21 protein-coding genes are annotated in these 21,034 nt (G+C 66.1%); 11 read left to right on the top strand and 10 right to left on the bottom strand.

What is annotated here, in order from left to right; genetic code table 11:
* Positions 1–62 precede the first annotated feature (62 nt).
* Together ACCQ15_RS16700 and ACCQ15_RS16695 are read right to left on the bottom strand one after the other, a co-directional pair.
* Positions 63–362 (bottom strand): cell division protein ZapA, encoded by a 300-nt coding sequence (locus ACCQ15_RS16700; RefSeq protein ID WP_008575813.1) that lies wholly within the window; start codon positions 360–362, stop codon positions 63–65.
* The gene (locus ACCQ15_RS16695) at positions 359–580 is read right to left on the bottom strand and encodes a TIGR02449 family protein (RefSeq protein WP_003486122.1); all 222 of its coding nucleotides are present in this window, start codon (positions 578–580) and stop codon (positions 359–361) included. Before ACCQ15_RS16695 ends, ACCQ15_RS16700 begins: the two co-directional genes overlap by 4 nt.
* A 234-nt stretch (positions 581–814) precedes the next feature.
* Between ACCQ15_RS16695 and ACCQ15_RS16690 the strand changes: the two genes are divergently transcribed.
* Entirely contained in the window at positions 815–1,357 is a 543-nt protein-coding gene (locus tag ACCQ15_RS16690; protein WP_011348467.1) for a YecA/YgfB family protein, read from the top strand.
* Positions 1,358–1,365: 8 nt separating this feature from the next.
* Entirely contained in the window at positions 1,366–2,694 is a 1,329-nt protein-coding gene (locus ACCQ15_RS16685) for an aminopeptidase P N-terminal domain-containing protein (protein WP_014090969.1), read from the top strand.
* Positions 2,695–2,856: 162 nt separating this feature from the next.
* On the opposite strand, the gene ACCQ15_RS16680 is transcribed toward ACCQ15_RS16685, so the two are convergent.
* The 8 genes from ACCQ15_RS16680 to rph all read right to left on the bottom strand — a co-directional run bounded on the left by ACCQ15_RS16680 (position 2,857) and on the right by rph (position 10,848).
* Positions 2,857–3,255 carry an XVIPCD domain-containing protein gene (locus ACCQ15_RS16680; RefSeq protein ID WP_218534295.1) on the bottom strand — a complete coding sequence of 133 codons (399 nt, stop codon included), beginning with the start codon at positions 3,253–3,255 and terminating at the stop codon, positions 2,857–2,859.
* A 113-nt stretch (positions 3,256–3,368) separates the two neighbouring features.
* Positions 3,369–4,694 (bottom strand): Xaa-Pro dipeptidase, encoded by a 1,326-nt coding sequence (gene pepQ, locus ACCQ15_RS16675; protein WP_029820191.1) that lies wholly within the window; start codon positions 4,692–4,694, stop codon positions 3,369–3,371.
* Positions 4,695–4,898: 204 nt separating this feature from the next.
* On the bottom strand, positions 4,899–5,246 hold the full coding sequence (locus tag ACCQ15_RS16670) for a PilZ domain-containing protein (RefSeq protein WP_008575819.1): 348 nt from the start codon (positions 5,244–5,246) through the stop codon (positions 4,899–4,901).
* Positions 5,243–7,672: a DUF1631 domain-containing protein gene (locus tag ACCQ15_RS16665; RefSeq protein WP_372380811.1), complete on the bottom strand. Its 2,430-nt coding sequence runs from the start codon at positions 7,670–7,672 to the stop codon at positions 5,243–5,245. Before ACCQ15_RS16665 ends, ACCQ15_RS16670 begins: the two co-directional genes overlap by 4 nt.
* 292 nt (positions 7,673–7,964) lie before the next feature.
* The gene (gene hemW / locus ACCQ15_RS16660) at positions 7,965–9,122 is read right to left on the bottom strand and encodes a radical SAM family heme chaperone HemW (protein ID WP_008575821.1); all 1,158 of its coding nucleotides are present in this window, start codon (positions 9,120–9,122) and stop codon (positions 7,965–7,967) included.
* A 15-nt stretch (positions 9,123–9,137) separates the two neighbouring features.
* The gene (gene rdgB, locus ACCQ15_RS16655) at positions 9,138–9,737 is read right to left on the bottom strand and encodes an RdgB/HAM1 family non-canonical purine NTP pyrophosphatase (RefSeq protein WP_008575822.1); all 600 of its coding nucleotides are present in this window, start codon (positions 9,735–9,737) and stop codon (positions 9,138–9,140) included.
* The gene (locus ACCQ15_RS16650; RefSeq protein WP_372380810.1) at positions 9,734–10,126 is read right to left on the bottom strand and encodes a VOC family protein; all 393 of its coding nucleotides are present in this window, start codon (positions 10,124–10,126) and stop codon (positions 9,734–9,736) included. Before ACCQ15_RS16650 ends, rdgB begins: the two co-directional genes overlap by 4 nt.
* Entirely contained in the window at positions 10,123–10,848 is a 726-nt protein-coding gene (gene rph, locus ACCQ15_RS16645) for a ribonuclease PH (RefSeq protein WP_008575825.1), read from the bottom strand. The genes ACCQ15_RS16650 and rph overlap by 4 nt, the downstream gene beginning before the upstream one ends.
* A 109-nt stretch (positions 10,849–10,957) precedes the next feature.
* Here rph and ACCQ15_RS16640 point away from each other — a divergent pair, with 109 nt between their 5' ends.
* The 9 genes from ACCQ15_RS16640 to ACCQ15_RS16600 all read left to right on the top strand — a co-directional run bounded on the left by ACCQ15_RS16640 (position 10,958) and on the right by ACCQ15_RS16600 (position 20,968).
* Positions 10,958–11,818 (top strand): YicC/YloC family endoribonuclease, encoded by an 861-nt coding sequence (locus ACCQ15_RS16640; protein WP_011348463.1) that lies wholly within the window; start codon positions 10,958–10,960, stop codon positions 11,816–11,818.
* A 151-nt stretch (positions 11,819–11,969) separates the two neighbouring features.
* Positions 11,970–12,581, top strand: coding sequence for a guanylate kinase (gmk, locus tag ACCQ15_RS16635; RefSeq protein WP_008575828.1), 612 nt, complete (start codon positions 11,970–11,972; stop codon positions 12,579–12,581).
* 260 nt (positions 12,582–12,841) lie between these two features.
* Positions 12,842–13,141 (top strand): DNA-directed RNA polymerase subunit omega, encoded by a 300-nt coding sequence (gene rpoZ / locus ACCQ15_RS16630; protein WP_002812428.1) that lies wholly within the window; start codon positions 12,842–12,844, stop codon positions 13,139–13,141.
* A 127-nt stretch (positions 13,142–13,268) separates the two neighbouring features.
* Positions 13,269–15,440, top strand: a complete 2,172-nt coding sequence (locus ACCQ15_RS16625; protein WP_008575831.1) for a RelA/SpoT family protein — start codon at positions 13,269–13,271, stop codon at positions 15,438–15,440.
* Positions 15,441–15,519: 79 nt separating this feature from the next.
* Positions 15,520–15,900, top strand: coding sequence for a RidA family protein (locus ACCQ15_RS16620; protein WP_005911914.1), 381 nt, complete (start codon positions 15,520–15,522; stop codon positions 15,898–15,900).
* A gap of 20 nt (positions 15,901–15,920) precedes the next feature.
* Positions 15,921–18,074, top strand: coding sequence for an ATP-dependent DNA helicase RecG (recG, locus tag ACCQ15_RS16615; protein WP_372380809.1), 2,154 nt, complete (start codon positions 15,921–15,923; stop codon positions 18,072–18,074).
* A gap of 122 nt (positions 18,075–18,196) precedes the next feature.
* Positions 18,197–19,135, top strand: coding sequence for a nucleoside hydrolase (locus ACCQ15_RS16610; protein ID WP_008575834.1), 939 nt, complete (start codon positions 18,197–18,199; stop codon positions 19,133–19,135).
* Between the two features lie 71 nt (positions 19,136–19,206).
* Positions 19,207–19,449: a type B 50S ribosomal protein L31 gene (locus ACCQ15_RS16605; RefSeq protein WP_005911911.1), complete on the top strand. Its 243-nt coding sequence runs from the start codon at positions 19,207–19,209 to the stop codon at positions 19,447–19,449.
* A gap of 229 nt (positions 19,450–19,678) precedes the next feature.
* Positions 19,679–20,968 carry a citrate synthase gene (locus ACCQ15_RS16600; protein WP_003486167.1) on the top strand — a complete coding sequence of 430 codons (1,290 nt, stop codon included), beginning with the start codon at positions 19,679–19,681 and terminating at the stop codon, positions 20,966–20,968.
* Positions 20,969–21,034: the final 66 nt, after the last annotated feature.

Genomic DNA, 21,034 nt, shown 5'->3' with positions numbered 1-21,034 from the left:
TAGCCCACTCGTCGGTCGGCGGGCTTGAGGATTCATATTTGCGATGGCAGTGCGAATTCCACTCAGCGCGGTGTGTCGGCAACGCTGTCGAGCCGGCGATTCAAGGTGTCCAGCGTCGTTGCCAATTCACGATCGTAGAGCGCCTGTTGTTCGCGCAGTTGCTGCAACTCATGCGCCAAGTTGAGCGCAGCCAGCACTGCCACACGGTCCACTGCTGCCATGCGATTGCTGCCGCGGATCTCACGCATGCGTAGATCCAGCAGCCGCGCGGCGGCGGTGAGACTTTCGCGCTCGTCTGCCGTCACGCCCACCGTGTATTCACGATCCAGAATACGCACGCTGACCGGTTCGTTGTTGCTCACGTGTGCTGCTCCAATGACTTCAGGCGGGCGATCATCGCTTCCACCCGCGAGCGCGCCTGCTCGTTCTTGGTCAACAGTTGGGAGCGCTCGCCGATGAGCTGCTCCTGTTGGTGACGCAGGCTGCGGTTCTCGTCGGTGAGCCGTTGGGTACGCTCCACCAACGCCTCCACGCGGGCAGCGAGTGCGCGGATCTGGGCGAGGGCGGCAGCGTTGTCCATGCGCTCACGATAGGGGCGCGTGCGCGGGGTGGTCAAGCGCCCACGCTGCCCCAATCCCTGGCGTCGGTCCAAGCCCTGCAAGGCCTGGCACCGATCCAGGCAGGCCGGCATTGCAGGAGGGGAACGCGCGCTGAAACGCGCAGGTCGCGGCCCACGCAGGCCGCCTTGGTACACTGGGAAGTCATATCGCCGGCCGTGCGCCGGCACCTTTCGCTCTTCAGCCTGGATGACCCGATGGATCTGCCCGACGTAACCGCTGTGCAACACGAAAGCCGTCAGCTCGCGCTGGCGTCCTCTGCGGCGGAGTTGCATGGTGGACTGTGCGGGTGGCTCTCCGGCGGCGGTGCCGACAGCGCCGACTGGCTGGCGCGCATTCTGGCCGACAGCGGTCAGGTGGCGCCCCAGCAGGGTGGGGCGCTGGATCAGTTGCGGCAGGCCACCGTGGCGCAACTGGAAGACCGCGATTTCGCCTTCGAGCTGCTGCTGGTCGAAGACGGCGCCCCGTTGCCGGCGCGCACCGATGCATTGTTCGACTGGTGCCGCGCCTTCCTGGGCGGCTTCGGCCTGGCTGCGCAGCAGCGTCCGGCACTGAGCGAAGAAGGCGAGGAAGCGCTGCAGGATCTGGCGCGTCTGGCGCAGGCCTCCAGCGAGGACTTCGACGCGGCCGACGAGGACGACACCGCATTGGCCGAGATCGAAGAATTCGTACGCGTGGCGGTGCTGTTGCTGCATGGCGACTGCGTGATGGGGCCGCGCTTTCGCCAGCGTCTGAACTGATTGCCGGCATGAAGAAGCTCACCGGGATTGGCGCGGCCGAGTACGCGCGCCGGCGCAAGCAGCTGATGCAGATGGCGGGCGAGCAGGCGATTTTGATCTTGCCGGCCGCGCCTGAGCGCGTGCGCAGCCACGACACGCATTACCCGTATCGACAGGATTCGGATTTCTGGTATCTGAGCGGGTTTCCGGAGCCCGAGGCGGTGCTGGTGCTGGTGCCCGGCCGCAAGCATGGCGAAGCGATTCTGTTCTGCCGCGAACGCGATGCCGAACGCGAAGCCTGGGATGGCCCGCGCGAGGGCCAGGAAGGTGCGGTGGAACGCTACGGCATGGACGATGCGTACCCCATCGACGATGTCGACGAGATCCTGCCCGGCCTGCTGGAAGGGCGTAGCCGCGTGTACTACCACTTCGGGCGCGATGTCGATTTCGATCTCAAATTGATCGGCTGGCTCAAGCGCGTGCGCGAGCAGGTGCGCCACGGGGCGCAGCCGCCACACGAATTCCTCGAGCTCGGGCATCTGTTGCACGAGCAGCGCCTGTTCAAATCACGCGACGAAATCGCGCTGATGCAGCAGGCTGCCGACATCAGCGTGCGCGCGCACCGTGCAGCGATGCGGATGGCGTGGCCGGGTGTGCACGAATACGAACTGCAGGCCGAGGTCGAGCGCGAATTCCGCGCTGCCGACGCATGGCCGGCATACGGCAGCATCGTCGGCACCGGCAGCAACGCCTGCGTGCTGCACTACCGTGCCAACAATGCGCGCAGCCGCGATGGCGAGCTGGTGCTGATCGATGCCGGTGCCGAATATCGTGGGTATGCGGCCGATATCACCCGCACCTTTCCGGTCAACGGCCGCTTCACGCCAGCGCAGCGTGCATTGCACGATCTGGTCGGTGCTGCGCAGGCGGCTGCGCTTGCACAGGCGCGCCCCGGCGTGGCGTACGAAGCCGGGCATCTGGCGGCGGTGGAAACCTTGACCGAAGGCCTGCTGCGCCTGGGCCTGCTCAAGGGAAAACTTGAGCGCAACATCGCCGATGGACACTACAAACGCTTTTATCGGCACAAGACCGGCCACTGGCTGGGCCTGGATGTGCACGATGTGGGCGACTACCGGCTGGCCGGCGATTCGCGGCTGCTCGAGCCCGGCATGGTGTTCACCATCGAACCGGGGCTCTACGTGTCGGCCGACGACACTTCGGTAGAGGCCAAGTGGCGCGGCATCGGCATTCGCACCGAAGACAATGTGCTGATCACTGCCGATGGCCACCGTGTGCTGACCGATGCGCTGGCGCGCAGTGCCGACGAGATCGAAGCGGAGATGGCCGGCGGCGCATGAGCGCCGGCGTGCACGACATTGACAAGGACCGACACGCTGCAGCTGGCGTCATGACGCAGACGTTGCCGCAGCGCAATTGCCGCAGCAGTGCCATGGCGGACGCCGGTTCGGGGCATCGGCCGCGCGCGCCGGGCGGCTGCGCAGGCGTGGGTTGGCTGGCGGTTATTGGCCCAGCTGCGGCGCCTGCGTGCGTTCGGGCTGTTGCACTGGCGCGCTCTGCCCGCCGAGCTGACGGGCGCGCTCGAACGATTGCTCTTCCGGCGTGCCCAGCGCCTGTTCGGTTTTCATGTGCGCGCGCAGATGCGCCGGGTTGGCCGGGTCGCCTTGCACCACGAACACGTTTTCGCCGCCGTGCACGCCGCGATCGTTCGCTTCGCTCATCAGCACATGATCCACGCGCGCGAGCCCACCTTCCTTGGCCAGTGGCAGCAAGGCGGCGGTGAGGCGTGCGCTGGTCTGGTCGGGGACGCGGCCGTGCGCAGCGTCGATCGCATGCACGCCGCGTTCGATCTGTTGATACATCGGGTGGTCCGGGTGCGAACTCTGGCGTGGGTCGTTCATGGCGATGTTCCGTAGGGTGATGCCCAAACGTTGCGGAGCGTGATCGGGCGGTGGATGGCGCGGCTGAGAGCCCACTTCAGCGCAACCGTAGTGCCGTCAGTTGCGCCTGGTGCTCATGCGGAGGCAAAGACCGGGCGGGTCAGATTTTCCGCGCTGCCGTCGGTGCACGCCACCTCATCTTCGATGCGAATGCCGCCGTAGGGCTTGAAGGCTTCCACGCGCTGCCAGTTGACGCTGGCGGCGTGGCCGTTCTTCTTCACTTCGTCCAGCAGCATGTCGATGAAGTACACGCCGGGCTCGATCGTCACCACCATGCCGGGTTCCAGCACGCGGGTCAGGCGCAGATACGGGTGGCCGGCCGGGCGTTCGATGCGGCCGCCGCGGTCGCTTGCGGCAAAACCGGCCACATCGTGCACTTGCAGGCCGATCAGATGGCCCAGGCCGTGCGGGAAGAACGCGGCGCTGACGCCGGTGGCCAACGCTGCTTCCGGCGAGACGGTCAGCACGCCGAACTCCTTGAGGATGCCCATCAACGCCAGATGCGCCTCGATGTGCAACTGCTTGTAGTCCACGCCGGCGCGCACGTTCTGGCCCATGCGCAGCTGGGCGGCGTCCACCGCGTCGATCAGTGCCTGAAAGTCGCTGCCGGGGTCGGCGGCGTAGGTGCGGGTGATGTCGCTGGCGTAGCCGTATGCGGAGGCGCCGGCGTCGATCAGGAAGCTACGCAGCGGTTGCGGCGGCTGCTGGCCCAGTTCGGTGTAGTGCAGCACCGCGCCGTGTTCGTTGAGCGCGATGATGTTGCCGTACGGCAAGTCATTGGCGTCCTGGCCCACTGCCGCGCAATACGCCATGTGGATGCCGAATTCGCTTTGGCCGGCGCGGAACGCGGCTTCCGCAGCGCGATGGCCGCGCACCGCCAGTTGCTGTGCGATGCGCAGCAATGCCAGCTCGTAGGGTGTCTTGAACGCGCGCTGGTATTCCAGGTAATCGAGCACCGGCTGCGGGTTGTTCGGCACGTATGCACCGAGCGTGCTTTGCGGCTCGCCGAGGATCGCGCAGCGCTCAGCGTGCTTGGGCAGCAGCGCCAGCGCCTGCTCCGGGGTGCGGATGATGTGGATGTCGCAGTGGTCGACCCACCAGCCGCTGGGCGCGTCGGGCACCACATGCCAGTAGTCGAACGGCTGATAGAAGATCACCGTCGGGCGCTTGCCCGGCGTGTAGACCAGCCAGCTGTTGGGGACCCGTGTCAGCGGTACCCAGGCCTTGAACTGCGGGTTCACCGCGTAGGGGTAATCGCGGTCGTCGAACAGCTGGTAATGCGTGCTGCCGCTGGGAACCACCAGATGCTCGAAGCCGCCGCGTTGCAGCGCTTCGTCGGCGCGCGCGGTGAGAGTGCGCAGGTGGTCGGAGTACAGGCTGCTCAAGGAGGGTTGGGGCATGCGGGGCTCGATCGGCAATGCAAAGGCGATGCGCAGTTTGCCGCAATCCCTGCAACGGCGCTGTGTCTGATACGGCCGACAACCAGGGCGCGATCGTCCGTGGACGACCGCCGGCGCGAAGGAGCAACAGGCGACGTATGGGCCTGCAGCGGCAGGCAGCGGCAGCGCCCGCTTGGCCATTGCGTGGCCGTGTGTCGGCCGCGCTTACCCGGCCAGATGTTCTTCGGCGATCCAGGCGCGCAGGCGTTGCCGGTGCGGCTCGGACATGGTCAGGAAGCGGAAGCCCGCCCAGGCCTGCCCGGGTGCGTGTGCGGCTTCGGACCACAGCAGATGCACGCCGACATCGATCTCGGTCGCGCGGCCAACCCGTTCGGGCAGCGAAAAGCGCAATTGGTACAGGGCGTCGTCGTGCAGCGGCACCGAGGCCAACAACAGCATGCCGGTTTCGGACACATTGCCGACCCGGCCGATCTGCGCCTCGCTGAGCATATCGATGACCGGCAGCAGGTCGGTCGGCTGGCGGCGCGGTGCGCGGCGGGTGTCCTGGATCATGGCTGGCCCTCGGAAACAGGCGACTGGCCGGCCAGGCTGCGCAGTGTGCGCACGGTGGCATGCCAGGCGCGATCGATCAGACGCGATTTCTCTTCCACCACCAAACGTACCTGCCCACCGGCCATCAGCCGTGCCAGGCTGTCCAGCGAGTGCTCGCCAACCTTCTGCCCGCGCTGATTCACGAACAGCGCGTTGCCGGTCATCGGGCTGTACCAGGACAGGCGTTGCCGGCGCAGGTCGCCTTGCTGGTTGACCACGAATTCGAACCAGGTGCCGAACGGCAAGCTGCGCACCTGCAGGTAGCACTCCTCTTCGGCGGGCGTGCGCGGCGTAGCCGCCTGCTTGCGCGCAGCGTTGTCGCCCTGGTCGCCAAGCCGCGCGCGTGCCTTGAGCTTGGCGGCAAGCTCGGTGCGCGAGGTCACCTCGTCCTCGCCACCGGGCGTGGACAAGCGCCGTGCGATCGCCGCTGCTTCGTCGTGGTGATACCCCACCTGCAGCAACGCGGTTTCCACGTCGGTGCCCAGCGCGATGTCGGTGGGTTGGCCCTTGCTGCGGCAGGTGACCTCGCCAATGCGTGCGGTCAGCGCTTGGCGCTCGTCCCATTCGGGCGACTGCTCGCCCTGCCGCAGCAATGTCAGCGTGAGCACGTCCGACCAGGCCTGGCGCAGCAGCGATTGCACAAAGCGCGGCGGCGCGCTTTGTTCGCACAGCTGCTCGATGCGCGCTTGGGCCTGCTGCTTGGCAGATTCCAGCCGCTCCTTTCCGCGCGCAGCATCCACATGCCGCCGCTCGGCCACCTCGGCCTTGCGCGCGAGGGTGCGCAGATGCGTCTGGATGTCGTCGTTGGCCGCGGCGAAAACAGCCTCGTCGCCTTGATAGTCGTTGACGATCTTGTCGACCGCGCTGCCCAGCTTGTGCAGCAGTTGCGGGTCGGCATCGTCCTCGCCCAGCCACACGGCCCCGGACTCGGCGACGGTGTTGAGCAGTTCGCGCACCGGGTGCTGGTCGCGCACGAAAAAATGCGCGTCGGCCAACGCTGCGCGCACCACCGGCACCTGCAACTTGGCAAGCAGCGCCTGGGCGGGAGCTTGCTCGCGCACTTCGCGCTGCATTTGCGCATAGAGCAGGCCGAGCAGGTCGAAGGTGTCGTTGTCCTGCGGCGATAGCGCGGCATCGGGGCCGTGCTGACGGCGCAGCACTTTCAGCACCTGCCGCTGCACCGCATCGATGCCGGATGCATGTGGCGTTGCTGCCGCCTGCGTGGCCAGCACGCCTTGCAGGCTGGCCAAGGCATCGCCAAGCGCTGCCTTGGGCACCGCAGCGGCGGCACTGTGCTGCGATGCCTGGGCCACAGCGGCGAGCGAGGTGGGAGAGGGCGCCATGACCTCGTGATGGGCGGGCGCCCCCGCGCCTGCGTGGCTTGCGTGCACCGCTGCCTGCGACTGCCGTGCCGACGCCATCAAGCCGCCCAGCGCCTGGACTGCGTCGTTGAGCGCCGGCGACAGCGCCTGCGCAGGTGCGGCGATTGCCATGGCCGGTGGCGCGGCAGCGGGATCCAGCAAGGCGCTCTGCCACGCCGTCGGTGCGGCTTGGCCCGCCCAGCCGGTGGCCGGTCGCGGTGTGCGCGGGCCCGCACCGGGCGTGCTCATTGCGGCAGCGTCCTTCGACCCATGCGCCGCTGCCGGCGGCGCACGCCGCGACTGCACCTGCGTGGGTTTGACCAGATACGGGTGATAGATCAGCCCCGGCAGGATGCCTTCCTGGGCCAGCGCGCCGTTGGCACTTTCGAACAGGTCGCCCAGGCGGTCCATCACCTGGCGCTCGAACACCTTGTACAGCGTCAGCTGCCCATCCAGGTTCAGCCCCAGCGTCTGACCGCACTGGCGCACGATGCGGCACAGCGCGTAGGGACCCATCGGCAATTCTTCCAGCTCGAATTCGGCCACCGCGCCGATCACTGCCAAGCGCTGCGCCAGCAGGTGCAGGGCATCGGCACGCCGCGACGTTTCGCGCCGTGCGATGTCGCTCAATACGATGTCGCGGTCGATATCGGTGTCTTCGACCAGGGTCAGCATCTGTGTTTGCGCAGGCACATCGGTCAATGGTGTCAGCACCGGGCGCTCACGCAGGCTTGCCAGCGCGTGCGCCAGTTCCTGCAGGAATGCCTGCGGAAACCGGTCGATGTGGTCGCGCAGGCCGCGCATCTGTGCGTAGGTTTCGGCCTGGATCTGGCTATTGCGTGCATGCTCGGCCTGATGCAACAGCTCGCGTTCCAGCTCGACGACGGTCAGCCGCAGCGGCCCGCTCAACGCCTGCACGCACTGCGCGTGCAGCATGCCGAGCAGTCGCCGGCCGCGCGCGGACACCGGCGCATCGGCAATCGGGCCGCTAACTGCAGGTTGCATGGAAGACACGTGCATGGACATCCGGGGGAGGTGGGCTCGGTTCGAAGCGTGAGCTATGTAGCATGTTTTTTCGCTGACCGCGCGGCATCGGCGCGCGCCGGCGCATGCGGCCTGCGGTGTGCCAGCCGGTGGTCATGCGGGTATGCGGCAGCTCGGACGGCCGATTCATCGGTACTGCCAACGCGCCCAGGCCCGCTCACACCTCCGCGCACGGGTCAGCCAGGCGTGATGGCGTACTGGACGCAGGCGATACAAGCCGATGTCAGGCGCCCGGCCGCGCCGACCTGGCAGTGAACGCAGCTCTTCGCTGCGCTCAGACCAGGAACAGCTCGACCACATCATTGGTAAAGCGCCGTCCCAACTCGGTCGGCACCACGCGCCCGTCTTGCCGCCTCATCCAGCCCTGCGCCACTGCGCGCGCCAGCGGCGCGTCGATGACGCAGGCCGCAAGGCCCGTCGAAGCCTCGAAGTCGCTGAGCCGGAAGCCCTCATGCAGGCGCAGCAGGTTGAGCATGTATTCGAACGGCAGCCGTTCGCCCGGCACGATTTCATCGCCGCCGATGGATGCGGCGGTGCCGGCACTGGCCAGATAACTTTGCGGATGCTTGTGCTTCCAGCGCCGCAACACGTGCTCTTGGGCACCGGAGCTGATCTTGCCGTGCGCGCCCGCGCCAATGCCCAGGTAGTCGCCGAAGCGCCAGTAATTGAGATTGTGCGCGCACTGTCGCCCGGGCTTGGCGTACGCGCTGACTTCGTATTGGGCGTAGCCGGCGTCGGCCAGCAGGCGTTGGCAGTGCTCCTGGATATCCCAGGCGGCATCGTCGTCGGGAATGCCCTTGGGCGGCCGCGCGAAGAACACCGTGTTCGGCTCCAGCGTGAGCTGGTAATGCGACAGGTGCGTCGGCTGCAGCGCGAAGGCGCGCTCCAGATCGTGCTCGGCCTGCATCAGCGTCTGCTCGGGCAGCGCGTACATCAGGTCGATATTGAAATTATCGTAGCCGGCGTCTTGCGCCAGTTTGATCGCGCGCTCGGCTTCGGCGCTGTCGTGAATGCGGCCAAGTCGCTGCAGTGCCAGGTCGTCGAAGGTCTGCACGCCGAAGCTCAGGCGGTTGACGCCCGCAGCGCGGTAGTGTTCGAAACGGCCGTGTTCTGCGGTACCGGGATTGGTTTCCAGGGTGATTTCGAGATTCGGGGCAAAACGCAGCCGCGCCGCCGCGGCCTGCAGGAAGCGGTCGATCGCCTGCGGCGGAAACAGGCTGGGCGTGCCGCCGCCGAAGAACACCGAATGCACCACGCGGCCCCACACCAGCGGTAGATCCGCATCCAGGTCGCGGATCAGCGCATCCACGTATTCTTCGAACGGCAGCACGCCCTTGGCCGCGTGCGAGTTGAAATCGCAGTACGGGCATTTGCGCACGCACCAGGGCAGGTGCACGTAGAGCGACAGCGGCGGCGGAATCAGCTGGGGCATTGCGCGAGGCGTGCCTTACAGCGCCATCGCATGCAGCTTGTGCTGCAGCGTGGCCAGGGCGACCGCACGATGGCTGAGACGGTTCTTCAACGCGGTGTCCATCTCCGCGGCGGTCAGGCCATACACCGGGTCCAGGAACACCGGGTTGTAGCCGAAGCCGCCAGCGCCGCGCGGTTCGGTGGTGATCACCCCTTCCCAACTGCCTTCGGCAATCAGCGGCTGCGGATCTTCCGGATGCCGCAGCAACACGATCACCGCATAAAACCGCGCGCTGCGGCGATCGGTCGGAACCTCGCGCATCGCATCGAGCAACTTGGCGTTGTTGGCCTGCGCATCGGTTGGGCTGCCGGCATAGCGCGCGCTGTACAGACCGGGCGCGCCATCCAATGCATCCACGATCAGCCCCGAGTCATCGGCCAGGGCCGGCAAACCGGTCACCGCGCTGGCATGGCGCGCCTTGATCAGCGCGTTCTCGACGAAGGTCAGGCCGGTTTCCGGGACATCTTCCACGCCCAGGTCGCCTTGCGCGACGATGCGCAGCGGCAGGCCGGCGAGCATGGCACGCAGTTCTTCCAGCTTGCCGGCGTTGCCGCTGGCCAGGACCAGTTGTTTCATTGCTTGGGCTCCAGCAGATCCCACTTGGTACCGTACAGATCGCGAAACACCACGACCGTGCCGTACGGCTCTTCGCGCGGGGTTTCCAGAAATTCCACGCCGAACGCCTGCATGGCCGCGTGGTCGCGCCAGAAGTTATCGGTGTAGAGGAAATGATCCACCCGCCCACCGGTCTGGTCGCCGATGCGCGCGCGTTGCGTGGCGTTGGCAGGCTGCGCCAGCAGCAGGGCGGCATCGTCTGCACCGCCCGGGCCGATCACGACCCAGCGCTGGCCGTCATCGAGCGGGCGATCCTGCAGCACGTGGAAACCCAGCGCGCCGGCGTACCAGGCAATGGCCGCATCGTAATCGGCAACCAGCAAGGTGGTCAGGGCGATACGACGGCTCATCCGGCCAGCGCAGCGCGTTGCAGTGCGAACAACTCGCCCATGCCTTTCTCGGCCAGGGCAAGCAGCGCGTTGAGTTCGTCGCGACGGAACGCATGGCCTTCGGCCGTGCCCTGCAGCTCGATGAAACCGCCGCCGTCGTTCATCACCACATTCATGTCGGTATCGCAGTCGCTGTCTTCCGGGTAATCCAGATCCAGCACCGGTTCACCACGATAGATGCCGACTGACACCGCAGCCACCGCGCCGATCAGCGGGTGTTTCTTGATGTCGCCGCGCTTGATCAGCAGGTTCACCGCATCGGCCAACGCCACGTATGCGCCGGTGATGGCCGCGGTGCGGGTGCCGCCATCGGCCTGCAGCACGTCGCAGTCCAGGGTGATGGTGCGTTCGCCGAGTGCATTGCGATCCACGCAGGCGCGCAGTGCACGGCCGATCAGGCGCTGGATTTCCAGCGTGCGTCCGCCCTGCTTGCCGCGTGCAGCCTCGCGGTCGGAACGGGTGTGGGTAGAGCGCGGCAACATGCCGTATTCGGCGGTGACCCAGCCTTCGCCCTTGCCGCGCAGGAAGCCCGGCACGCGGTTTTCCACGCTGGCGGTGCACAGCACGCGGGTGTCGCCGAAGCTGACCAGCACCGAGCCTTCGGCATGGCGGGTGAAGGCGCGTTCGATGCGCACCGGGCGCAGCTGGTCGGCCGTGCGGCCGCTGGGACGGGAAAAGGTCATGCGATGAGTCCGGAAGTCGGGAGGTGGGTCTGGCGCCACTGCGCAGCGTGCAGGCAGCCGGCGAGGGCGGCTAGGGTACCATTCGCGCTTTGACGGCACGGGATTGACGATGATCCGAAGCATGACGGCGTTCGCTGGCAGCGAACGCATCACACCCTGGGGCACGCTCGGTTGCGAGCTGCGCTCGGTCAACCACCGCTTTCTGGAAGTGGGTGTGCGTCTGCCCGAGGAATTGCGTGCGCTGGAACCGTTGCTACGCGAGCGGGTGGCGGCGAAAAACAGCCGTGGCAAGCTGGATCTGACGCTGCGCCTGCGCGCGCCCGACAACGCGCAGACGCTGGCGGTCAACGAATCGCTGCTACAGCAATTGGGTGCGCTGGCCACGCGGCTGGATGGTCTGTTCCCCAAATTGCAGGTCGGCTTCACCGACCTGCTGCAGCTGCCCGGCGTCCTGCAGGTGCAGGACGTGGACGCCCCCGCGTTGCAGGCACAGGCGCTGGCGTTGCTGGAGGAGGTGGTGGGCAGCTTCGTGATCGCGCGCGAGCGCGAGGGCGCCAAGCTGGCCGAGGCGATCAGCGAGCGGGTAGATGCCATCGAACGCATCGCCGCCGAGGTGCGCGTCCTGATTCCGGTGATTCGCGAAGGTCAGCGCGCCAAGCTGGCCGCGCGCCTGGCCGACCTGCCGCATCCGGTCGACCCGGGCCGTGCCGAGCAGGAGCTGGTGCTGTGGCTGCAGAAGCTGGATGTGGACGAGGAGCTGGACCGCCTGTCCAGCCACATCGCCGAGATCCGTCGCGTGCTCAGGCAGCGCGAACCGGTCGGTCGCCGCCTGGACTTCCTGCTGCAGGAATTCAACCGCGAAGCCAATACGCTGGGCTCCAAGTCGGTGGACAGCCGCACCTCCAATGCCGCCGTGGATCTGAAGGTGTTGATCGACCAGATCCGCGAGCAGGTGCAGAACATCGAGTAGCCGGGATTGGTGATTGGGGATTCGGGATTGGTCGACGGCAACCTCGCGTTTCAGCGGGCTGCGGCCAATCCCGGTAGCATGTCGACCCCGGTGGCACCGGTCCGCAGTCCGTTCGCGAATCCCGACTCCCCAATCCCGAATCCCTGATCCTATGCGCGGCACTCTCTATATCGTTGCGGCCCCCTCCGGCGCCGGCAAGAGCAGCATCGTCAACGCCACCCTGGCACGCGACCCGAAGATCGCCCTGTCGATCTCGTTCACCTCGCGCGCGCCGCGGCCGGGCGAACGGCATGCCGAGCACTACCATTTCGTCTCCGCCGACGAGTTCCAGGGCATGATCGAGGCGGGCGATTTCTTCGAATATGCGCTGGTGCATGGCGACTGGAAGGGCACCGCGCGGCAGTCGGTGGAGCCGCAGCTGGCCGCCGGCCACGACGTCCTGCTGGAGATCGACTGGCAGGGCGCGCGTCAGGTGCGCCAGAAGGTGCCCGATGCGGTCAGCGTGTTCATCCTGCCGCCGTCGCGCCAGGCGCTGGACGAGCGCATGCGCAAGCGCGGGCAGGACAGCGAGGACGTGATGGCGCAACGCCTGGCCGCCGCCCGTGAAGAGATGCTGCATTTCGAAGAGTTCGATTACGTGATCATCAACGAGACCTTCGACATCGCCGTGGCGGAGATGTGCGCCATCTTCACCGCCAGCCGGCTGCGTCGGCAGGCACAACAGCAGCGGCACGCCGGATTGATCCAGGCGCTGCTGGAGTAAGCGCCGCTGGCAGCGCGGGGCTGGTCACCGGACGGGCGCCGCCGCGCGACGGCAGCCACCGCGCGTAGACCGCGGTCCTGACACGCGCCGGCTGCACCAGCGACTGCTCAGGAAGGTTTCCTGATCGCTCCAAGCGGCTCAAACCGCTGATTCCAAAGGAAACTGAATGGGTGGCGGTTGCTGCGGCGCCGGCCGGAGCGTACACTCCGCCCCCTTTCCCTCATTCGATGCGCGGCCGTTGCTGGTCGCCGGGAGCCCGCATGGCCCGCATTACCGTAGAAGATTGCCTGGAAGTCGTGAACAACCGTTTTGAGCTGGTCATGATGGCCTCCAAGCGCGCCCGTCAGCTCGCCAACGGCGTGCAGCCGCTGATCGAGAATGCCGATGCCAGCGACAAGCCCACCGTGATGGCACTGCGCGAGATCGCCGCACGTCGGATCGACAACGCGCTGATCGATGAAGTCGAGAAGGCCGAGCGCGAACGCGCCGAGCGCGAAGCGCTGGAATGGGCCGCCGCCGAAGTGGTCGCCGACGAAGACATGTCCAAGAACGACGATTGATCCCAGCATCGCTGCGATCGATCAGAACAGCCCGCCTCGATGCGGGCTGTTTTCGTTTTCGGTCCCGGCAATACGCCTGCGTGTGCAAATGTTTGCCGAGACTGCACGGCTGGCATAGTCTTCCGGCATGAACCCAGGCCCCACTGCCCAGGCGACCGTCGTGACGTCTCCGTCTTCCGACCAGGCCATCCCCGACTACGTCCTGCATCTCGAGCGCGCGGCCAGCTACCTGCCCAAGGAGCAGCTGCCGATCCTGCGCCGTGCCTGGGAAGTGGGCGCCAGCGCGCATGCCGGGCAGACCCGCAAGTCGGGCGAGCCCTACATCACCCACCCGGTGGCGGTGGCTGGCGTGCTGGCCGAGCTTGGCCTGGACATGGAATCGCTGATCGCCGCAATCCTGCACGACACCATTGAAGATACGCCGCTGACGCGCGAAGAACTGGCGTCGGAGTTCGGCGAGGCGGTGGCCGAACTGGTCGATGGCGTCACCAAGCTGGACAAGCTCAAGTTCCGCGACCGCCAGGAAGCGGCGGCGGAAAGTTTCCGCAAGATGCTGCTGGCGATGTCGCGCGACCTGCGCGTGATCATGATCAAGCTGGCCGACCGCCTGCACAACATGCGCACGCTCGGCGCACAGAGCACCGAGGCGCGCGGCCGCATCGCGCGCGAGACGCTGGAGATCTACGCACCCATCGCGCAGCGGCTGGGCATGAGCCTGATCAAGTCCGAATTGCAGAATCTGGGCTTCCGCGCGTTGTATCCGTGGCGCCACGCCATCATCGAAAAGCACATCCGCAGCCAGCCGGTGGTGCGGCGCGAATCGATGGCGCAGGTGGAAGTGCAGCTGTCCCAGCGGCTGGCCAAGGAAGGGCTGGAGCATCGGCTGGTCAGCCGCATCAAGACGCCCTGGAGCATCTATTCCAAGATGCACGAAGAGAACAAGTCCTTCGACCAGGTGATGGACGTGTTCGGCTTTCGCCTGGTGGTGCGCACGGTGGCTGATTGCTATCACGCGCTGGGCGCGGTGCATGCCAGCTTCAAGCCGCTGGACGGGCGCTTCCGCGATTTCATCGCAATCCCCAAGGCCAATGGCTACCAGTCGCTGCACACCGTGTTGTTCGGACCATACGGCTCGCCGATCGAAGTGCAGATACGCACCGAAGAGATGGACCTGATCGCCGAGCGCGGTGTCGCCGCGCACTGGACCTACAAGGTCGGCTCGGCCTCGCCCAACAGCGCGCAGAGTCGTGCGCACGACTGGATCGTGGAACTGATCGATTCGCAGCGCGCCGCCGGCTCGTCGCTGGAATTCCTGGACAACGTCAAGGTCGACCTGTTCCCGGACGAGGTCTATCTGTTCACGCCCAAGGGCAAGATCCTGGCGTTGCCGCGCAATTCCACCGCGCTGGATTTTGCCTACGCGGTGCATACCGACGTGGGTAATCGCGCCGTGGCCTCGCGCGTGGACAAGAAGCTGGTGCCGTTGCGCACCAAGCTGGTCAGCGGGCAGGCGGTGGAGATCATCACCGCCCGCTCGGCCACGCCCAAACCGCAGTGGCTGGAATTTGTGGTCAGCAGCAAGGCGCGCACCGCCATCCGGCATCAGCTCAAGCAACTCGAGCACGAAGATGCCGTGCAGTTGGGCCACCGCATGCTGGACCGCGCGCTGGAAGCAATGGACTCTTCGCTTGAACGGCTGCCCAAGGGCCGCCTGGACGCCTTCCTTGCCGAGCACCGCTACCCGCGTCTGGAAGCGCTGCTGGCCGATGTGGCGCTTGGCAACTGGATGCCCAATCAGGCCGCGCAGGCGTTGATGGCTTACGCAGAACTGCGTGGCGGTGGCCTGTCCAAGCATTCGCACGAGAAGATCCTGATCGACGGCAGCGAGCGCGGCGTGATCAGTTTCGCCAATTGCTGCCAGCCGATTCCCGGCGACGAAATCATGGGCTATCACACCGCCGGCAAGGGGATCGTGGTGCACCGCCTGGACTGTCCGAACCTGGCGGAACTGCGCAAATCGCCCGAACGGTGGGTGCCGATCGACTGGGACTCCAACGTGACCGGCGACTACGACACCGCGCTGGTGGTCGAAGTGGAAAACCGCACCGGCGTGCTGGCGCAGTTGGCCGCAGCCATCGCGCAGAGTCAGTCCAATATCGAGCGCGTGGACTATCTGGACCGCGACTTCAACGCAGCCGTGCTGCGCTTCAACATCCAGGTGCGCGACCGCCGCCACCTGGCCGAGGTGATGCGCCGGCTACGGCGTCTGCACGTGGTGCAGAGCGTCGGACGCCAGTAGCGCCTGGCGCGCTCGCGCAACAGTCGAGCAAATCCGCACAAAGGCCTAAACTGCGGCAACCCTTTGCAGTGGAGTGTCCATGTCCCAGATCATCCATACCGACCAGGCGCCTGCCGCCATCGGCCCGTATTCGCAGGCCGTGCGTGCCGGCAACACCGTGTATTTCTCCGGGCAGATCCCGCTGGACCCGGCCACCGGCGAGATCGTGCCGGGCGACATCGGTGCGCAGGCACGCCGTGCATTCGACAACCTCAAGGCGGTGGCCGAGGCGGCCGGCGGCTCGCTCGACAAGATCGTGCGTCTGGGTCTGTATCTGACCGACCTGGGGCAGTTCGCTGCAGTCAACGCGGTGATGCAGGAGTATTTCCAGGCACCGTTCCCGGCGCGTTCGACCATCGAAGTCTCCGGTCTGCCCAAGGGCGCCGGCTTCGAAGTCGATGCAGTAATGGTGATCGAGTGATCTTGCGCCGCTGATCGGCCGTGTCGCGCACGCGCGTCGTCACACCGAGCCTGGCCGTCGCCGGCCAGGCTCGGCTGTCCAGCCTGCCCGGTGTCGGCCCGAAAGTGGCCGACAAGTTCGCTGCGCGCGGCATCCTGAGCGTGCAGGACCTGTGGCTGCATCTGCCGCTGCGTTACGAAGACCGCACGCGCTTGACCACCATCGCGCAGCTGCAAGGTGGCGTGCCGGCGCAGGTCGAAGGACGCGTGGAGGCTGTGGAGCGCGGCTTCCGCTTCCGGCCGGTGCTGCGCGTGGCAGTGTCCGACGCCTCGCACGGGACGCTGGTGCTGCGCTTCTTTCATTTTCGTGCGGCGCAGGTCGCGCAGTTCGCTGTCGGTACGCGGCTGCGGGTGTTCGGCACACCCAAGCCCGGCCAGCACGGCTGGGAGATCGTGCACCCCAGTTACCGCGTGCTCGCGCCGGACGAAGATGCCGGGTTGGGCGACAGTCTGGATCCGGTATATCCGGTGCTCGAAGGCGTTGGCCCGGCGACGTTGCGCAAGCTCATCGGCCAGGCGCTGGAGCGTCTGCCGTCCGAAAGTGCGCTGGAATTGTTGCCACCGCACTGGCTGCAGGACGAGCGATTGCCCTCATTGCGCGCGGCTTTGCTCACCATGCATCGCCCGCCGGTTGGCACAGATCCACAGCAACTGCTCGCCGGAGGCCACCCGGCCCAGCAGCGCCTGGCAATCGAGGAATTGCTGGCGCACCAGCTCAGCCTGCGCCGGCAACGCATCGCGTTGCAGCGTCTTCACGCGCCCAGCCTGCCCGGCAACGGCACGTTGGTGCAGCAATTGTGCAAGGCGCTGCCGTTCCAGCTGACCGGCGCGCAACAACGCGTGTTCGAACAGATTGCGCATGACCTTGCGCAACCCTCGCCGATGCTGCGGCTGGTACAGGGCGATGTCGGCAGCGGCAAGACCGTGGTCGCGGCGCTGGCGGCCATGTTGGCGGTGGAGCAGGGCAAGCAGGTCGCACTTGCCGCGCCCACCGAATTGCTGGCCGAGCAGCACCTCACCAATCTGCGCGGCTGGTTGGAACCGTTGGGCATCCGCATCGTCTGGCTGGCAGGCAAGGTCACCGGCAAGGCGCGCGCTGCAGTGATGGCCGAGGTCGCCTCCGGTCAGGCGCAGGTCGTGGTCGGCACGCATGCGTTGATGCAGGAAGCGGTGGTCTTCCACGACCTGGCGTTGGCCATCATCGACGAGCAACACCGCTTCGGCGTGCATCAGCGCCTTGCGTTGCGCGACAAGGGAGCGGCGGCGGGCAGCGTGCCGCATCAACTGGTGATGACCGCCACGCCCATTCCGCGCACGTTGGCGATGTCGGCTTACGCAGATCTGGATGTTTCGGCCATCGACGAATTGCCGCCCGGCCGCACGCCGGTGCAGACGATCGTGCTGAGCGCGGAGCGCCGGCCCGAATTGGTCGAACGCATTCGCGCCGCCTGCGCCGAAGGACGGCAGGCATATTGGGTGTGCACCCTGATCGAAGAAAGCGAAGAACCCGAGAAAGGCGCGCAAGGCCAGCAAGGCGGTCCGCCGCGCATCGAAGCGCAGGCCGCCGAAGTCACCTTCGAGGCCTTGTCGGCGCAGTTGCCGGGCGTGCGGGTGGCGCTGGTGCACGGCCGCATGAAGCCGGCCGAAAAGCAGAAGGCCATGCTGGATTTCAAGCAGGGCCGCAGCGACCTGCTGGTGGCAACCACCGTGATCGAAGTCGGCGTGGACGTGCCTAACGCCTCGTTGATGATCATCGAAAACGCTGAGCGGCTGGGCCTGGCCCAATTGCATCAGTTGCGCGGTCGGGTCGGGCGTGGCGCAGCCGCCTCAAGTTGCGTGCTGCTGTACCAGGCGCCGTTGTCGATGATGGCGCGGCAGCGTCTGGAAACCATGCGCCAGACCAACGATGGTTTCGTGATCGCGGAGAAGGATCTGGAATTACGTGGCCCGGGCGAATTGCTGGGCACCCGGCAAACCGGCCTGGCCAGTTTCCGCATCGCCGATCTGGCACGCGACGCCGGGCTGTTGCCGCGCGTGCAGGTACTGGCCGAGCGGCTGCTGGACGAGGCGCCGGAAGTCGCCGACCGCGTGGTCGAACGCTGGATCGGCGGCGCGGTGCGGTATGCGGCCGCTTGAGCGGCCGGGAGTCGGGAATCGGGATTCGTAACAGCGTGGCGGCTGCGTGCTGCTGATTCGCGTGGCCGGCCGATCCTTGCGAAGATGCGGCAACGAATCCCGAATGCCCAATCCCGAATCCCATGACTGACAAGATACCGCTGCTGATCGACACCGACCCTGGCGTGGACGACGCCTTGGCGCTGCTGATGGCCTTCAACGACACCCGCCATGAGGTGGTCGGCCTGACCATCGCCGCCGGCAACGTGGGCTTGGAGCACACCGTGCGCAACGCCTTGAAGGTCTGCGAGATCGCTGGCCGTACCGATGTGCCGGTCTACGCCGGCTGCCCACAGCCGTTGCTGCACCCGTCGGTGGATGCGGCGCACGTGCACGGTCTCGACGGATTCGGCGATGTGGGCCTGGCACCGGCCAAGCGCACGGCCGAGGCCGAACACGCCGCGCTCGCCATCCTGCGTCTGTCGCACGAACACGCCGGCAAGCTGCTGCTGGTGGCGCTCGGTCCACTGACCAATCTTGCCCTGGCGCTCACCCTGGACCCGACCCTGCCGCAGCGCGTGGCGCGGCTGGTGGTGATGGGCGGAGCGTTGACCGGGCACGGCAATATCACCGCTGCGGCCGAGTTCAATATCGGATTCGACCCGGAAGCGGCGCATATCGTGTTCGGCGGTTTTCCGCAGTTCGACGTGGCCGACTGGGAAGCCACCATTGCCCACGGCCTGCTGCACCGGGACGTGGAGCAATGGCTGGCGGCCGATTCTGGCCGCGCCCGATTCTACGAGGAGATCTCGCGCAAGACCCGGCTGTGGTCCGAAGACAGCCGCGGCGAGTACTGGTATGCCGCCGACGCGCTGGCGATGGCGTTCGCACTGCACCCGGAAGGCGCGCAGCGGCTGGAACAGCGCCCGGTCCATATCGAACTGTCCGGTGCGCATACCCGTGGCATGACCCTGGTGGACTGGAACCGGCAGGGCGGGGCGCCCGACAATGCCAATCTGCTGCTGGCCTATGACATCCAGCAGTTCTACGCGCTGGTCGGGGCCGCCCTGGCGGCGAACTGAGGCGACCTTGCGCCGGCTGCCTGGGCGCAGCTATAATACCCGGCTTATCCAGGCAGCCCGGCGCCAAGTCCATGAAAGATAACGTTCATCCCAACTACAAAGACGTCGTCTTTCACGACGTGACGTCCGATTTCAAGATTCTGACCCGTTCCACCATGACCTCGAAAGAGACCGTGAAGTGGGAAGACGGCCAGGAGTATCCGCTGATCAAGGTGGAAATTTCCTCGTCCTCGCACCCGTTCTATACCGGCAAGCACAAGGTGATCGACACCGGCGGCCGGATCGACAAGTTCCAGAAGCGCTACGCGCGCTGAACTTGCAGGACGGGCTGTACCGGCAGCGGCCGCGCATTGCGCGGCCGTTGTTTTTTGGGGCGCTGAACGCTTCGCCTGTATGCCTGGCGCGATGCGTCTACGACTTCTGTCCAAGCGACGGCCAAAATGCTGCTGTGCGATAATGGTCTGATCCGGGGCGATGCCTTGGACTTCCATCACGTGCCTGCCCATGTGGGATCAGGCGCCTTCCACTGAAGGAGCGTACACAGTGTCCGATCTTGATCAGGTCACGCTCAACGCCGGCGACAAGTCGGTCGTTCTGCCGGTTCTCAAGCCCACGCTTGGCAATGATTGCGTCGATATCTCAAAGCTGACCAAAGAAACCGGTCTGTTCACCTACGACTCGGGCTTCACCGCCACCGCCAGCTGCAAGTCGGCCATCACCTACATCGATGGCGACAATGGCGTGTTGCTGTATCGCGGTTACCCGATCGAGCAGCTGGCCGAAAAGTCCAGCTTCCTTGAGGTCTCGTACCTGCTGATGAACGGCGAACTGCCGACGGCGGACGAATTCAAGAAGTTCGACCACGAAGTGACGCATCACACGATGATGCACGAGTCGCTGAAGAACTTCCTCGGCGGTTTCCGTCACGACGCGCACCCGATGGCCATGCTGGCCGGCTCGGTCGCCTCGCTGTCGGCGTTCTACCACGACACCCTGGACCTCAACGATCCGGAGCAGCGCCGTCAGGCCGCCATCCGTTTGATCGCCAAGGTGCCAACCCTGGCGGCTGCGGCGTACCGTTATTCGATCGGCTGGCCGATCCGCTACCCACGCAATAACCTGAACTACGTCGACCGCTTCCTGCACATGATGTTCGAAGTGCCGAGCGAGCCGCTGGAGATCAATCCGGTCGTTGCCAAGGCCCTGGATCTGCTGTTCATCCTGCACGCCGACCACGAGCAGAACGCCTCGACCTCGACCGTGCGTCTGGTCGGCTCGACCGGTGCCAATCCGTATGCCTCGGTCGCCGCCGGTATCACCGCGCTGTGGGGTCCGGCACACGGTGGCGCAAACGAAGCCGTGCTGAAGATGCTCGAAGAGATCGGCACCGCCGACAACGTCGAATCGGCCGTGGCCAAGGCCAAGGACAAGAATTCCTCGTTCCGTCTGATGGGCTTCGGTCACCGCGTCTACAAGAACTTCGACCCGCGCGCCAAGATCATCCGCGAGATGACCCACAAGGTGCTGGGCGAGCTGGGCGTCAACGACCCGCTGCTGGAAGTGGCGCTGAAGCTGGAAGAAGCCGCGCTGAAGGACGACTATTTCGTGCAGCGCAAGCTGTACCCGAACGTCGACTTCTACTCGGGCATCATCTACAAGGCGCTCAACATCCCGGTGGAAATGTTCACCGTGATGTTCGCCATCGCACGCACCGCAGGTTGGGTGTCGCATTGGCTGGAGCAGCAGGTCGACCCGGAAATGAAGATCGGCCGTCCGCGCCAGATCTATACCGGTTACGACAAGCGCGATTACACCGACAGCGCCAAGCGCTGATCGGTCCACGCGTACCTGCGTAAACAAACGCCCCGCAGTGCGGGGCGTTTGCATTTGGATGGTTGC

The organism is Xanthomonas sp. NCPPB 1754, assembly GCF_041475725.2.
Lineage (GTDB): Bacteria > Pseudomonadota > Gammaproteobacteria > Xanthomonadales > Xanthomonadaceae > Xanthomonas > Xanthomonas euvesicatoria.
Note: the sequence above shows the minus strand (reverse complement) of the source record. Positions and strands in the feature narration are given on the sequence as shown.